The sequence below is a fragment of the Vagococcus allomyrinae genome (assembly GCF_017829975.1).
Taxonomy (GTDB): Bacteria; Bacillota; Bacilli; order Lactobacillales; family Vagococcaceae; genus Vagococcus_D; species Vagococcus_D allomyrinae.
Map to the genome: position 1 here is coordinate 73,401 of NZ_JAEEGA010000010.1, position 16,306 is coordinate 89,706.

Consider the following 16,306-nt stretch of genomic DNA (forward strand, 5'->3'; position numbering starts at 1 on the left):
CATGCTGACTCTGTTAACGAAGAATATGTCTTTAGTATGACAGGTTCTAATGCAACGGGATCTATTTTGGAGCTGTATGATGCTAGTAAAAAGCACATCGCTAGCGCCCGCCAGCTTCAAGGGTATACGAGTACCTTTACTAAGAAGCTAGAACCTGGTACCTATTATGTCAAGGCTGCTGGTTATTATTCAACTAAAACAGGGAGTTATAGTTTAAGGGTCACTAATGTAACAACCAAATGGGAGCCGACGATGTCATTAGCTCCTAATAGCACTGCTAAAGGAACATTTAATAAAGATGAGTTACAGAAAACATATAGAATTTACCTTCCCAATTTACCAGATTCGATTATCTATCGACAATATGAGCTACAACTTATTTCAAATCTATCTGCAACTGCTACATTACTGGATAGTCAGCAACAACCCATTCAGACAATTCAACATCAAGTGCAGGCGCTTGCAGCTACCTTTAAAAGTCAGTTAGAACCAGGATATTATTATGTAAAATTAACTGGAGCTGGGGATTTTTCAATCAACCTTAATGAACTTAACGTTTCTAATGATAATAACCGGGACTTTAAAGACGGACCATTACTTACTCAAGGGAATAAGCTAAAATCTGAAATTGATTTTGGCGTATCTGGCCAATATATAGATGAAGACTATATTAAAGTAGGAATTTCAGGTTTTGATGGCCAAAAATATACGATTAGTTTGGATGGTGAGATTGCTGTAATCGGTCAATTATTTGACGTTAAGAAGCAAGTTATCAGTAATGAATTTAGTTCAAGTCTTACCACTGAACTCTTACCAGGCTTGTATTATGTTAAAATAAAAGGTAAGAATGCTAACAAGCATGGAGACTATTCTATTGCGTTATCATCAGAAGATGACTTTACTAAAGCGCGATCCCTTTCTTTTAATGAGCCGATTGAAGGCGATCTTTCAAGTGAATCTGGTATTGACTACTATAAAATACAAACCAGCCAACTAAGCCAGCTTGATTTTTACTTAGCGAATTCTTCCAGTATCAAACTTGATGTGTTCGATTCTCAATATAAAAAAGTGATGAATCGTTCATGGGGGTCTACTAATCATAAATCAACGGGTGTTTTCCCAGATGGAACCTATTATGTAAAAATATCTGGAGTAAGGGACACTCACTATAAGTTGCAAATTGATCAACAAATGAATCGTGAGCAAAAAATTGAAATCAGACAGCTAGGTTTTAACATAGCCGTTAATTTAAATGGGGAGTTTAATCAAGAACTAACCGATTTGTATTTGAAGATGTTCCCAAATGCCAACGTATTATCGCGTGGTGTTATTACTAACATTAAAGATTTTATGTCTGGCTTAGCAAAAGAGTGGGGATTAAACCAAGGTTTATACGCGGTCGTTGATCATTTATTTGGAACCGATTATGAAGACTATATTCAAGATCCAACTGGGAAAACTAGATATTTTGTTTATGGTCAGTACGCAGGAGACATCGCTAGTATTGCCACAAGCATCCATGAACTAATAGGAGCCAGTATGATTGCCACAGGTGGTCAGCTTTTAGGGGTTGCAGCCACACCTTTTACAGCAGGTGCATCAGTTATGGTTGTACCAGTAGCAGCGACAGGAGTAGCTACGATTGTAGGTACTCATGGATCAGTGGCATTAGTCTCTGCAACAGAGCGACTAGGTAAAGGGCATAGCTGGGACCCTAGTTTTAACAAACCTATCAGTAATTCACTGAAGAAGCTAATAGACAAAGTTCCATCAGAGTTTAAAGTAAATGGGAAATGTGATAAGTTTGCTGATGCTTTAGAAAAATTGTTAAAAGAAAATGGAGTGGAATACAAAAGATTGAAAGTAAAAACAAATGAAGGTTTGCAAATATATTCGGACAAGGCAGGTATGTCAATAGGTGATAATGGATTTCATGATGCCATTCAAATTGGGGATAACGTATATGATAATATGACTCCAGAAGGTATGAATTTCAGTGATTGGAAGACGGATTTAGGTATTGATATGTTTGATGGTATTTGGCTAGAATAGTTGAGGAGGAAAGTCTATTATGGTATACAAATCAGGTCATGAAAGACCACCGGCTACGTATTGGAATGTTGAAGAATTGATAAGCCGTATTGCTCAACGTCCTCAAATGTATATCGGGATCCTTAGTATAAGGAATTTATTTTATTTTTTACAAGGGCATTATATTTATGGGAAATGTTCTGGATTTTCCATAAATATAGATGGCTATTTTCATACTGAATTCTTAGGATGGGTACAACAATGGTTTGCGTTAAATCTTGAAAAAGAGGATAGTATGTTAAGTCACCCTTGGTATCAACTTTTAATTGAATACACAGATACAGAAGAAGCGGCTCTACAATTGTTTTTTGAAGTGAGTAAAAATTTTTTTAAAGAGTATCATGCTCAGAAAAGAAAAAAAATATATGAAATGAAAAAAGTGGAAGTTGACGAATGTCCAAATAAGGAAAAGATAATAGCTAAAATACAGTCGGCGCCTCAGTTGTACCTTGAAGAAGTGAACCTTAGAAACCTATACTTTTTTTTAGCAGGTTTCAGCAGTTGTCGTGATAGATTGCATATGTCAGACTATAGTGATGCATACTATACTAAACATTTTAGTAGATGGTTGAATAGTTGGATGACGTCATATTTAGGTGAAACTAATGAATTAGAATGGGAACCGTTTTGGTATTCCTATGTGACTAAATATGTAAAATCTAAAGAAAAGGCACTACAATTATTTTTTAAAGCGAGTAATGAATTTTTTACGGAATATCATCAACATGAAGAGTAGTGAGCTTTATTGGAAAGTTGCATGGAAGATATGTTTCCAGTTGTCAACTAATACAAAATATAAATTTGACAACTAAATCGGCGTAAGTTTTACTTTGCAAACTTTTCTGCTATAAAACTAGATATTTTGTTTACGGTCAGGACGCAGGAGACATTGCTAGTATTGCCACAAGCATCCATGAACTAATTGGAGCCAGTATGATTGCCACAGGTGGTCAGCTTTTAGGGGGTGCAGCCGCACCTTTTACAGCAGGTGCATCAGTTATAGTCGTACCAGTAGCAGCTACAGGAGTTGCTACGATTGTAGGTACCCATGGTTCAGTGGCATTAGTTTCTTCAACAGAGCGACTGGGTAAAGGGCATAGCTGGGACCCTAGTTTTAACAAACCTATCAGTAATACACTAAAGAAGCTAATAGACAAAGTTCCGTCATAATTTAAAGTAAATGGGAAATGTGATAAGTTTGTTGATGCTTTCAAAAAAAATGTTGAAAGAAAACGATGTGGAATATAAGTGTTTGAAGGTGAGAAGTAAATTTGGGATATATTCTGATAAAGCAGGTGAAATGATAGGTAACAATGGATTTCGTGATGCTATTAAAATTGGGGATAAAGTATGTGACAATTTAACATTAGATGGCATGAATTTTAGTGATTGGAAAATAGATTTAGGTATAGATATTGTTGAAGGAATTTGGATAGAATAGAGGGAGAAATTTCATGAAATACAAAAATATTGAAGAAACCATTGCTAATATTAAATTAAGACCGAAAATGTTTATTGAAGAATTGAAATTGAAAAATTTATATTTCCTTTTAGGTGGGTATATAGGTTGTGCGTTAACCACTGGTATTTCAACAGAAATTGATGAAGTATTTAAAAAAGATTTTAGTCAATGGACAAAAGAGTGGTTAGGATTGAACGTAGCAATGGATTTCTCAAATGATTGCCTATCATGGTATAAAATGTATCAAAAAGCTTCAGAAACAGAAGAAGAAGCTTTAGAATTATTTTTTAAAAGTAGCCAAGAGTTTTTTGTTGATTTTCATAATAACAAACTATAAAGCTATGATTAACACTAATCAATTCAGACGCATGCTGGTTAGTGTTTTTTCATGTGAACTTCAGTCTAATTTTCCGACTTGCCCGTTTTAGTGTAACTTAAATACACCAATACTTGGCGTTGCTGGTAGTGCCCTTTGTGTGAGTGATTAGGGTGTATGAGAATTAACTAAAGATATTTCATCGAATAATGATTAAAATAGAACCTGGAGTCTCAACTTAAAAAGTGGGATTCCAGGTTCTACTATTTTTATTCAAATAGAGATAAATGGTCATGCGAGAAACTTTCCATTGATCCACAAATGTTTTAATTGGAGTGCCATTTGTGATAAGCGTTTGATCGAATTTATGTCTTCAGTAGTAAATTTTTCAGGTCGGCCACCAAATCGTCCTACTGTTCTAGCAGCCAATCTCTCCAGTATTAGATTCCGCTCAAATTCTGCAAATAAGTGAAAAAACAATTGGCCGGTTGATCAATATTTGTCCATAGTAATGTTTTCCTGAAGACTGTGGAAACTTACCACTTGATTGTTTAACTGATTAACAACTGAAATTAAGTCTTCCGTATTCGATCTAATCGCTAAACTACTATAGTATCCCCTCCCTTTCAAATTCAATTGCGTTATCTAACTTTGGTTGTTTACTTTTTGACTCACTCATATGATCAGTCAAAATTTTGTCACAACCATATTTTTTTTACTATCTTCCTGTAAATCTAAATTCTGTAGTCCTGTTGAAACTCGTGTATACCCAATTTTCAAAAAGTAGCAACTTCTTCGGAAATTTTTGCAACATATCTTAGTCACATTGGACTAACTGGACATAGAATAATTTACAGATGGACACGATAATTGACTAATAATGCAAAAAAGTATGAAAGTGAACGCGTGCAGTATATGGTACTTTTTTAGACAATCATTTTTATCCTTTCACTGTACTTATAAGGCATTGTTAACGAACGATTTTGGTGATACGCTCAATAATGAACAAATAGGACTAAAAGGAGTGTTTGGATGAAAAAGGTTGTTAAAATGGTTCAAATATTAGTGGTAAGTTTGATGTTGGGACAGTATTTGCCAATAAGTGTGCAGGCCGCAGAAATAATGATAGAAGGAAAAAATGAAACATTTTTGAGCCCCTTCTATACATATATAGCGGATATAGATGCTACTGTATCCAATGACTTAAAAGAACATCTGAAAATGTTCGAGGATCAAGAGTACGTGGTGCAGAAACCTATCAAATTACTGTCGTACACTGAAAACCATATACAAGAAAGGTATTAAGCCAACAAAAACTGATTGCATTGATTCGGTATGATACTAAGGAAAACAGTTATCGGTTAGAAGATGAAAAAATAGTAGAGCGCATTGCTCAATACAAAGAAAGCTCTTCTGAACAACTAGCCATACTATTAATAGAAATCGATGGTCAGATTATTGGCAAAACATTAGAGAATAGTTTCGACTTCACTGCCACTAATATGACCTCAGAAGAAGTTGAAAATTTAAGTAATGAAGTTGAAGTAATCATGCCAGCATTGCCAAGTATTAATGTATTTGATACTGAACAAATTTTAGTAGATTCTAAGGATATACTTCAAGAAACATTAACTAGTATGAGCAATACTAAAATGACACCTAGATTAGATTCTGATAATGAGGTATCATCAACTGATAGTAACTCTAAGACAGAGAAAGCTATTAAAAAAAATGAGAATAAATCAATTACACCTTCTCCAAGCTCAAATTTGACCACACGGAATGTTCATAATGAAACGGAAACGATTGATTACACTCGTCTTTATCTTGATCAAATCGAATACTATCGTGGTAGCTGCTCTCTAAAAAAAGAGGGACTTTTCTTTTTGATTAAGTCAAAAGATGGCAGCTATGCTTATTCAAAAGACATATATACAAATTCCTATAGGAATGTTTATGTCGCTAAAGAAGGCGTTGAGCGAGTTTATTATAAACCAATTGGAGGATTAACAGGAGGAGCTACTAAGATTGGATCTAGCCCACCAGTCTTTCAGTTTGAATTCAAATCTGATTTCTATTCTCATTATTCCATGGATGAAGCCGATCCTCTTTATGAAAAAGACCTTAATTACATCTTGAATTGGCTTCATTACTGGACAGACTCAGAGATATCAATTGTTGACAAAGGCTCTACATACGAAATGTACAACTATGTCAAACAACTTAATACTCAAATTAAGTATGAACCAAAGACTGTTGATTATACTCGTCCTTATCTTGATCAAATCGAATACTATCGTGGTAGCTGCTCTCTAAAAAAAGAAGGACTTTTCTTTTTGATTAAGTCAAAAGATGGCAGTTACGCTTATTCAAAAGATATATATACAAATTCCTATAGGAATGTTTATGTCGCTAAGGAAGGCGTTGAGCGGGTTTATCATAAACCAATTGGAGGGTCAACAGGGGGAGCTACTAAGATTGGAACTAGCCCACCAGTCTTTCAGTTTGAATTCATATCTGATTTCTACTCCTATTATGATATGAACGAAGCTGATCCTCTTTATGGAAAAGATCTTAATTATATCTTGAATTGGCTTCATTACTGGACAGATTCAGAGATATCAATTGTTGATAAAGGCTCTACATATGGAATGTACAACTATGTCAAACAACTTAATACTAAAATTAAATATGAACCAAAGACTATTGATTATACTCGCCCTTATCTTGATGATATCGAATCCTATCGTGGTAGTTACTCTTTAAAAAAAGAGGACCTCTTCTTTTTGATTAAGTCAAAAGATGGCAGTTACGCTTATTCAAAAGATATATATACAAATTCCTATAGGAATGTTTATGTCGGTAAAGAAGGCGTTGAGCGGGTTTATTATAAACCAATCGGAGGGGTGACAGGGGGTGCTACTAAGATTGGTGCTAGCCCATCTGCCTTTCAATTTGAATTCAAACCTGATTTCTACTCCTATTATGATATGACCGAAGCCGATCCTCTTCATGAAAAAGATCTTAACTATGTCTTGAATTGGCTTCATTACTGGACAGACTCAGAAATTTCAATTGTTTCAAGAAATGAAATGGACATATTCATCATTAAGAAAAATAGGCTGATGATCCCTTGGTATTTTTTTGATAAAGGTCGCACATCTAAAAAGGATCAATTTTATTCATTCTCATTGTCAGACACCACCCGCTTAACCATCGAATTACAGGGAAACACTTATAAACAATTAACCCTCTACAACAAACAAGAACGAAAAGTCTTTGAAAAAGGGTATTCAAGTGGAACGGATAATGTTGTAATAGATTTACCGGCAGGAGAGTATTATATTAGTATGACAGGTATTACTTCGGACACCACCTTTCAAATGACACGAAGTCAGTTTAAGGACTGGCAACTATCAACTGATTGGAGTGAAGCACGAACTCAGATTTATGTTGGGAATCAGTATAATCAAGCATTAACCGAACTATATGCTCCTTATCATAAGTCAACGGTTCAGCCTAGTGTTGTGCAAGTGACCAACACCTTAGCAGGCCTTTGGAAGCAATCCAAAGGGAAATATCCTGTGTTAGATACCCTATTTGGCACGAACTATTTGTTGAACGTGCCGTCACTCACGCAACCTACGTTAACTAACTTAGGTTATATGCCATTAGGAAATACCTTACATACCTCACCCATTAGCTATATAGGACAAGGCCACTTCTATTCAAAGAATCAGATATTTACCACAACTATTGGTCCGCAACAACGCTTTGGTATTGTAGATGATTTGTTATTTTGGTTAGCAGTTTCAGGTGTAAATGTGGCATACTCTGCTTATGTTGCTAATAACAATAATTTAACCATGACAATGCCTTTTGCCACGAGTTATGATCCAGGCAAGTGGAGTTGGAGTGAACAAAATGACTGGCATTATGACGCTGCGGTTACTTATGAAGGGGAGCGTTATGGTGTCAATGAAAAGACCGGTGAAATTAGAAATACAGAGACTGGTGCACATTTACCGAGTAATGTAATTCCAGATCATATTAAAGCAGGGGCAGCGGGGATTACAATAGGTGGATTGATGAGTAGATTATCCGAAATGGATATTAAGCCTGATGATGATTTTGAGTGGTACACCTTTAAGGATTTGGTGAAAGATGAATTGGAAGGAGTTGGACAACATAAGGGGCACACCATAGAAAAACATGTGATGAAATCCGATGAGTACTTGTTGAATCGAGTAGAAATGGGGGATGCTAGTGGTATGGCGACTAGCTATTATGATGTTGGTACAACGTTGATTGCGATTAATTATGCTAGAATTGTAGATCCTATAAAATTTGAGAACCCTCCTAAACTAGATGAGAATGTTGTAGATACCGTGGTTCCTTTTCCTATTGGGCGAGGTATAATAAAAGGTGGAAAAGAGTTTAATCCACTATTTAGAATCGGTGTAAAGGTTAAGTCTAGCACATCAAACAAAGGTTATCGAATTTATACCAGCTATCCCTTGCCTGGTTAAAAAAGAAAGAAGGAACCTAATATGGATAAAGATTGGAATGATAATCACTTATATAAATTTGTAGAGGGGTACATAAGTACAATCACTGATAATCAATCAAATACCCAAAACAACTTAGCCTTGTTACTGTTTAGACAATGGTATCCGAAAGGTACAGGCGATTATTCAGGAGGAAGCTATCGATTTGAAAACGATAGAAAAATTTATAATTTGTCACTTAATTATTTTACGCAAGCAGATGTTATAAAAGAATCAGATTGGCTGAACTTACTTCCTTATAAAATAGAGCGTGTATCTGGCGCACTAGATGAATTAAAACAAATTCAAAATCATATAAAACAAGGTGAGTGGGAAGAAGTAAGAGTATTTCATGCTCGTAATTTTTACTACAAGTTTAATGACGCTCGAACAGACGGTCAAATTGATAAAGACGAATTTTTTGTCTGGCTTGTTTGGGAGTTAATTGACATGACAGAAGATTACTTAGACAGAATGGATCCCACTGGAAAGGAGAAACCTAATGACACCGATAGATCCTAATGCTAGAAAGAGTGTGTATCACTTTTTAGAAAAGTTGCAGGCTGCTAAAAATGAGAATCAAATTTTCCGACAAGAGTTGCTTAGTGTTCTTGAGGAAAAGAGTAATTATCCTCATCTTCCGTACTTCGCGCAACCGAAATTGAGAAATTTGGTGAAGACAGCTAAATGTTATTTGATGACCTATTATGTACCATCAGTGGACGAGGAAAAAACAAAAAATTTACTTAAACTCTTAGCGAATTTGAAAGTGCTGAAATATGCGACACAAACGGAAGATGAGATTGAAATGAAGGCACTTCATACGATGTGTCAACATTTTGCCGATGAAGAGTCACCTGTAGTGCCACCTGATTATCAAGCGTTTCTTTGGTTTATTTGGAAGTTGGAGCAATCCATTGTCGAAGTCATCAGGCTAACCGCGTATGGAGATCAACCAGAAAATAGAATCAACGAGTTGAGAACGATTCTAGGAACATCTGAAACATTAAAAGACGACCGCTTTCCTATTCGTGTGTCGTATGAATATACAGATATTTCCTTCGAAGACATGCGGTTTATTGAAGAATCAGCGATTTTAGCGGGAACCCCCCATCGGTGGGCTGGGGCAAAATATCGATACGTGGCTCACCCACCAGAAGGGTATGAGGAAAAAGTGGCAGAGCTATTTGAATGGTTAAAGCTTGAGTTTTTTATGACGATGCCATTGATGCCAGAAATGACACCAAGATTGGATCAGGATTTACATAATTTGGTGTATGCTTTCTTAAAGGAATCAGAAGTAATCTAAACCTATTCATTGTGACTACACACTAAGGCCTCAGAAGGAAATGAAAATAATGCCTTAATCAGACAAAGTGGTTGAGACAATTTCATTTCAAGAGAAGGAGTTAAAAATTTAGACTGACATACAAAAGAGGTTGTTCATGCTAAAACAGGATTATCTGTTGGAAAAGGATATTTATGGAATGGAGGGCTAGTTAGTAGGTATGCCTTATTCAGATGAGGGCAGTAAATTCAAAGATTGATTAGCCAAGGTGCAATTGAATCTTGAGAGTGAGACACTAAAAGGATTTTAAACGATAATGAAGAGATCGAGTGATCAATATGCTGAAGGCCGTGGATTCAAACACAGAGATTTTTAAAATAAATGGAATAGCAAGACGAACTGTTTTTAGAATAAAGAGTAATGGTTAAAAAGTGAAAAATAGAAGACGCGATTTCCACAATCGCGTCTTCTATTTTATTGCGTAGCTATAAGGTAAAACCAACTATCATGTCCCTTGGCTTATTTCAATTGACAAATAGCTGGGAACTATACAAAAGAATAGAGAGTAAGTGACAATGTTTGTTCACCAAAAATGAGTTGTGTCGTCACTTAAATGCTTCGAAGGATGGCTCGACCAACAGAACCACATGAGTTTTGCAATAACGAAAAATCGTAATGTCGGGTTTAAGGTTACATTGAAAAATGTGGTTTTTGTTATCTAAAATTACGTAAAAGCTTTCAAATAAATGATTTTAGTACATTGATGATGTTAAAAGTGTTATATTATGGGTTTTGGTTAAACCTTACATATTTGTAAATGGAGTTAGTCTTTTTCGTCATTAAGTGAAATATCTTACCCAAGCATTCGGACATAAACAAGTAGTGTCTCTAAAGATAATGTGTTTCAAACAAGATCACCAGATTCATGTATGGCGAAAGTTTGGCTTTTATTATAAACTATTTTTTGTTTTTCCATGCTTAAAGCTACCTATTGTCCAATTGAGTGTGCTCCCTTTAATTATAACATGTAAAAATAAAACTAGTCTAATTGCTAATTTTCCAAAAAGTCTCCTAATTTACCCAAAATAATACTAATCTACCCATCATGCCTTAACCTGATGGTGAAAAAGCTTAATTTCTAGCGAAATATGAGTTGAATGCTGGAAAATTAAGCCTAAAAGTGGAAAATTACAGGACTATCATAAAAAAAATCAAGAAGCATACTACGGATAGATTGGCTGATCAAGTCCACCTTGAATAACGATAAGGCAGCGGAGAATAAGAAAAGAGAGAATGAGGAAAAAAACAGCTATTTGTCGAAATGATACTTGAAGAAATTGGCGTGGCCATCCAATCAAGAGATGACATTTTCGAGGAAGATGACTTATTCTTAAGAGTTAATATCGGTTGTCCTTGTGAGAATTTGAAATCAGGGGTAAAGGTAATTGTCGCCTGCTCGGGTGAACTGATAAGAGCTGAAGGAATTGAGTAAATTTTTAGGTGGAAACAACAGGGGAGTTTTTAGCAAAGAAGGGCTCGGCCTTTTTAAAGGGAGTTGGTTTGTTTGCGTTTAGGGATATGGACTTGGAAGGTTAGTGAGAGTAATGAGTGGAGGTTTGCTATTTTGGAGATCGTCGATTTGCGGATCAACTCTAGAATTAGTTGACATTAGTCAAGAGGATTAAAAATCGTTGTAATCGTTAGCATAATTGACGTTTACCGTGTTTCCATTAGCTGTTTCAGAGAGTTGGAAAGTGTCAATCATTGCTATACACTTTTTTGAAACAGTTCAGTTGAGTTGTTATATTGGCTGGTTGAGCGATAGAACTAGAAAGCGTTGAATCAATCAATTCGTCAACTAATAGGATCGTTGTTATTTTCTAATAAGTCAAATTGCGGATCAAATCCGTAATCAGTTGACGCTGATTCGTCTGTTTGAAAATCGCTATAACCGCTAATATAACCATGTTTTTGATTGTTTTTAATAACTGTTTTAGAAGATTGAAAAGTGTCAACTGTAGCCATACAAAACTTTGGAAAAGTTTAACTGAGTTGTTATATCGAACAATTGAGTGAACTAGCATATTTAGAATCAATCTGTCTGCTAATAAATCAATTTTCCGTTATTTTATAATGGGGCAAATTGCGGATCAGTTCTGGAATCAGTTGACGTTGATTCGTAAGTCTAAAAATCGCTATAATCGTTAATATAATCGTGTTTTTGATTGTTTTTAATGGCTGTTTTAGAAGGTTGAAAAGTGTCAACCGTTGCCATACATTTTTTTGGAGAAGTTTATCTGGGCTGTTATATCGATAAATAGAAGACTGAACTAGAATATCTTGAATCAATTTATTCGTTAACTAGTGGGATCACTGTTATTTTCCAAAGAGTCAGATTGCGGATCAAATCCGGAATCAGTTGACGTTGATTTGTCCGTTTGAAAATAGCTATAACCGTTAATATAATCGTGTTTTAAATTGTTTTTCCTGGCAGTTTTGGAAGGTTAAAAAGTGTCAACTGTAGCAATACATAATTTTGAAAAAATTTAACTGAGCTGTTATATTGAACAATTAATTAAGTGAACTAGCGTGTATTGAGTTAATCTATTTGTTAATAAAAGGGATTACTGTTTTTTTCTAAAGAGTCAAATTGCGGATCAAATCCGTAATCAGTTGACGTTGATTCGTAAGTCTGGAAAACACTATAACCGTTAATATAACTGTATTTTAGATTGTTTTTCCTGACAGTTTTGGAAGGTTAAAAAGTGTCAATTGTAGCAATACAAAATTTCGAAAAATTTTAACTGAGCTGTTATATTGAACAATTAATTAAGTGAACTAGCGTGTATTGAGTCAATCTATTCGTTAATAAATCCTATTATTGTTATTTTTTTATGGGTCAAATTGCGGATCAAATCCGTAATCAGTTGACGTTGATTCGTAAGTCTGGAAAACACTATAACCGTTAATATAACTGTATTTTAGATTGTTTTTCCTGACAGTTTTGGAAGGTTAAAAAGTGTCAATTGTAGCAATACAAAATTTCGAAAAATTTTAACTGAGCTGTTATATTGAACAATTAATTAAGTGAACTAGCGTGTATTGAGTCAATCTATTCGTTAATAAATCCTATTATTGTTATTTTTTTATGGGTCAAATTGCAGATCAAATCCGTAATCAGTTGACGTTGATTCGTAAGTCTGGAAAACACTATAACCGTTAATATAAACGTATTTTTGATTGTTTTTCCTGGCTGTTTTAGAAGATTGAAAAGTGTCAACAGTTGCCATACATTTTTTAGAAAAGGTTTAGTTGGTCTGTTTTCTTTAGAAATAGAAGATTGAACTAGAATACCTTGAATCAATTTATTCGTTAAATGATAGGATGACTGTTATTTTCTAAAGAGTCAAATTGCAGATCAAATCCGTAATCAGTTGACGTTGGTTCGTAAGTCTGGAGATCGCTATAACCGTTAATATAACTGTGTTTTAGATTGTTTTTTCTGGCAGTTTTGGAAGGTTAAAAAGTGTCAACTGTAGCAATACAAAATTTTGAAAAAATTTAACTGAGCTGTTATATTGAACAATTAATTAAGTGAACTAGCGTGTATTGAGTCAATCTATTCGTTAATAAATCCTATTATTGTTATTTTTTAATGTGTCAAATTGCGGATCAAATCCGGAATCAGTTGACGTTGTCCAAGCGGTTGAGAAATCGTGAAAACCATTAGTATGACGGTCATTTATCTGGTTTTTCCTAGCTTCATTAGATAATTGTAAAACGTCAACTGTTGCACAACAATTTTCTTAAAATCCTAGATCACTCTGTTATATCGAGTAATTGAATAGTGGCTTGAATCGGTTTGTCGCTATTTTCAAAACGGCTTAATAGATATAATATCCTTTTACACAAAAGAGCTAGAATCTGTCTTTTTGAGTAATAAACGCTCATTCTTCCTTTTATTCTGTTTAAGGATAGAGATGAGTGATGGTTGTAACTCCTTTTTATCATACATTTCCGTTTTTGTAAAAGCAGCTAACTGCCCCTTTTTGATGATGATAATTTTCAGAATAGTTGCAAATCGGAGCTTTTTTAGCGATACAATAGGCTTTTAAAAATAGTTGAATAGATTTTTATTAAAAAATAAGCCGGAAAAGGGTCAGTTAGCAGGCTTTTTATTTTTTTGAGCGGCTAATAATAGTTTGTTCTAATTATTTGAGTTAAGTTCAAAATTACAACGTCTGTTAAGTCAAGGATTTTGAAAAATGTCAATTTGAGAATCTCCTCATAAAATAAGCGAGTAGTCTATTAAATCACTAGATATTCCATCTAAAATGACAAAATGGCAGTTTATTCCCCCGTTGATACATTGGTTTTTCGTCTTCTTTTCAGAAAAAGCAAGAAAATCATTTTTTTTAAGCTGTGAAATTTGCTCTGTTAATAAACCAATTGAATCAATTTCATAATTCACTTTTTCTAAAACAAACACTCATTCAGTTTCAAAGCATCCTTTTTTGAAATTAGACGACTATACAGCTCCTATATAACTAATCACTAGCAAAGCTTCGATCTCAACAAATTCTAAGTGCTCTTCTACCTTCAATGCTCGACGCTTCAGCGTATAGCAATTGATGAGATCGGAACGCAGAGCCATTATTCTTACAAATTTATTTCTTAGAGATAAGGGACAACGTAGTAAAGCATTAAGCTTTGAAGGACGTAGTAAAGCAGCAAGATTTGCCGTCATTCTTAAGACTTTAATCTTTAGAAATGATGGACATCGGTGAGTGCCTTAAAATAAAGAAGACAAAAATTGAAAAAGCAATGAAACTCTATAGCGAAAACAAAAGGAAAAATGATGTATAATATGAGCCCCTAAGGCGTAAAAAAGGGCTCATAATTACCGTGAACGCAGTTGAATCACTTGATTCTCACTAAAAGTACTAGTAATGACCTAACAATATCCAAGTTTATTCACTGTCAGTTTTAGGTACAACCATTGAGACAATTATGCTTTAACATTTACCAAATGAGTTGTTCTTTTCATTATGATATAATGGAAAAAAATCGAAAGGAGATTGTTATGAAAAGGTTGTATTTAATAGCTTCTATAATGGGAACTGTTTTCCCTTATTACTTTTTTATCCAGTTTTTAATGGTACACGGGTTAAATGTGAAGAAGATAGTTGATTTATTATTTGTCAATAATATTTCAACATTCTTTGCAGTTGATTTTTTTATTTCTTGTTTTGTTTTTATAGTATTTATGTTTAATGAATCTAAGAGGCTCAGAATCGGCAGAGAAAAATGGCTTTGTCTTATTTCCCTATTTACAGTGGGCTTGTCATTAGCACTTCCGCTATTTTTATTCATAAGAGAAAATTATGACGGATCGGTTGGAAAGGTATAAATGAATGACTGTTAAATTAGCAAGACTTGGCTAAAGAACATCCCTCTTAGTTGTGATTTTTATTTTCGAGAATGGCAATAGAATTATTTATGCCATAAAAATAGTGAGAGAAACAAGTTTTGAATTATCATCTAAGCATAAGTACTAACTAGAGGATGAATGTGTGTCTAATTCTAATAAGGATAACGCAGTGATATATGGCATTATTTTAATCATTTACGTTTTAAAGAAGTTGAAGAAAGTTTAGTTTGTAGACCTGATAAAAAAGAAACTATATACATCATGTTAAATAATCAAACAGATAGTTCCATTGGCTAATTCGCATAATCATCCGCCAAGAGTGGTACTTTCAGCTTTTTTCTGGCTGAAAGTTTAACGGTAAAGGATGATTATTTAATGGGAACTATATAGTTATAGAAGATTACTTTGTGTTTATGATTTTATGAAAGGTTCTGGAGGATTGGTGGAGAATTTAATGACTAGCAGAGAAGAAAGAGTTAATGAAGGATTGAAGGCAAGAGTTAACTTTAACAGTTTAAAAGTAGAGTGTGAATCTGAAACTGAGAGAATTAATCAAATCTTAAAAGATCACTCTAGCTCAAATAATAAATTCATTACAACATTGGATTCAACTGAAGATTTCAAGTCAAGATACAAGAAGTATTTCAGTAAACTATCCAGTAATAATTTATTAAGCTATTATTATGTTTGGATTGGTTTATCCAAAGGAAATGTAGTAGTTGTTGGAAGGACCTCTTTTTCAAAAAAAGCCAGATCAAATTTTGGTGATTTATTTAATAGATACAACATATTCGGTGGTATTACCCAGGAAATTATTATGAAAATAATTATTTCTGAGAAAACGGAGTTAGATTTAAAAAAAGTTGAACAACTAAATAAAGAGTTAAATGCTTTTTTTACACATGCGATAATTCTTCCAGTAGACGTTGGATCGGTGAGTCCTGAAGAAGCAACTCGTACTTGTAGTGATGTTGAAAAACAAATAGGTGAGTACTTAACAAAGAATAATGTGGAAATATTAAATAAAGACGGTCATAAATCCTTTTAATTAAGAATAACTGAAATAACAAGAAAAGTTTTATGTTAGACAAAAGGGGATCTCTCCATGCATTATAGCAACCTGATCTTGAACAGATTGCTCTTCACAAGGAGAAATCCTTATGACATTATC

10 protein-coding genes and 1 pseudogene are annotated in these 16,306 nt (G+C 34.2%); 10 read left to right on the forward strand and 1 reads right to left on the reverse strand.

Translation table 11 applies throughout. From position 1 onward, the window contains the following. The 4 genes from I6N95_RS15355 to I6N95_RS15370 form a co-directional block, all read left to right on the forward strand. Positions 1 to 2,052, forward strand: a 2,052-nt coding sequence (locus tag I6N95_RS15355) for a papain fold toxin domain-containing protein (protein ID WP_209529545.1), incomplete at its 5' end; no start/stop codon positions are given. Between the two features lie 19 nt (positions 2,053 to 2,071). Then, positions 2,072 to 2,827, forward strand: a complete 756-nt coding sequence (locus I6N95_RS15360) for a hypothetical protein (protein ID WP_209529547.1) — start codon at positions 2,072 to 2,074, stop codon at positions 2,825 to 2,827. 468 nt (positions 2,828 to 3,295) lie between these two features. Then, entirely contained in the window at positions 3,296 to 3,532 is a 237-nt protein-coding gene (locus I6N95_RS15365) for a hypothetical protein (protein WP_209529548.1), read from the forward strand. A 13-nt stretch (positions 3,533 to 3,545) separates the two neighbouring features. Beyond that, entirely contained in the window at positions 3,546 to 3,890 is a 345-nt protein-coding gene (locus I6N95_RS15370; RefSeq protein ID WP_209529550.1) for a hypothetical protein, read from the forward strand. A 217-nt stretch (positions 3,891 to 4,107) separates the two neighbouring features. Here I6N95_RS15370 and I6N95_RS15375 read toward each other — a convergent pair. After that, a pseudogene (locus I6N95_RS15375) lies at positions 4,108 to 4,649 on the reverse strand (recombinase family protein). Positions 4,650 to 4,901: 252 nt separating this feature from the next. On the opposite strand from I6N95_RS15375, the gene I6N95_RS15380 reads away from it, so the two are divergent. The 6 genes from I6N95_RS15380 to I6N95_RS15405 all read left to right on the forward strand — a co-directional run bounded on the left by I6N95_RS15380 (position 4,902) and on the right by I6N95_RS15405 (position 16,183). Further along, the gene (locus I6N95_RS15380) at positions 4,902 to 5,174 is read left to right on the forward strand and encodes a hypothetical protein (protein ID WP_209529552.1); all 273 of its coding nucleotides are present in this window, start codon (positions 4,902 to 4,904) and stop codon (positions 5,172 to 5,174) included. Positions 5,175 to 5,194: 20 nt separating this feature from the next. Continuing rightward, positions 5,195 to 8,398 (forward strand): RNase A-like domain-containing protein, encoded by a 3,204-nt coding sequence (locus I6N95_RS15385; protein ID WP_209529553.1) that lies wholly within the window; start codon positions 5,195 to 5,197, stop codon positions 8,396 to 8,398. Positions 8,399 to 8,419: 21 nt separating this feature from the next. Next, positions 8,420 to 8,938, forward strand: coding sequence for a hypothetical protein (locus I6N95_RS15390; RefSeq protein WP_209529555.1), 519 nt, complete (start codon positions 8,420 to 8,422; stop codon positions 8,936 to 8,938). Beyond that, positions 8,919 to 9,725: a hypothetical protein gene (locus I6N95_RS15395; RefSeq protein WP_209529557.1), complete on the forward strand. Its 807-nt coding sequence runs from the start codon at positions 8,919 to 8,921 to the stop codon at positions 9,723 to 9,725. Before I6N95_RS15390 ends, I6N95_RS15395 begins: the two co-directional genes overlap by 20 nt. A gap of 5,062 nt (positions 9,726 to 14,787) precedes the next feature. Then, positions 14,788 to 15,114, forward strand: a complete 327-nt coding sequence (locus I6N95_RS15400) for a DUF2834 domain-containing protein (protein WP_209529559.1) — start codon at positions 14,788 to 14,790, stop codon at positions 15,112 to 15,114. Positions 15,115 to 15,577: 463 nt separating this feature from the next. Beyond that, a complete protein-coding gene (locus I6N95_RS15405) occupies positions 15,578 to 16,183 on the forward strand; it encodes a hypothetical protein (RefSeq protein ID WP_209529560.1) in 606 nt (201 codons plus the stop codon). The last annotated feature ends 123 nt before the right edge of the window (positions 16,184 to 16,306 follow it).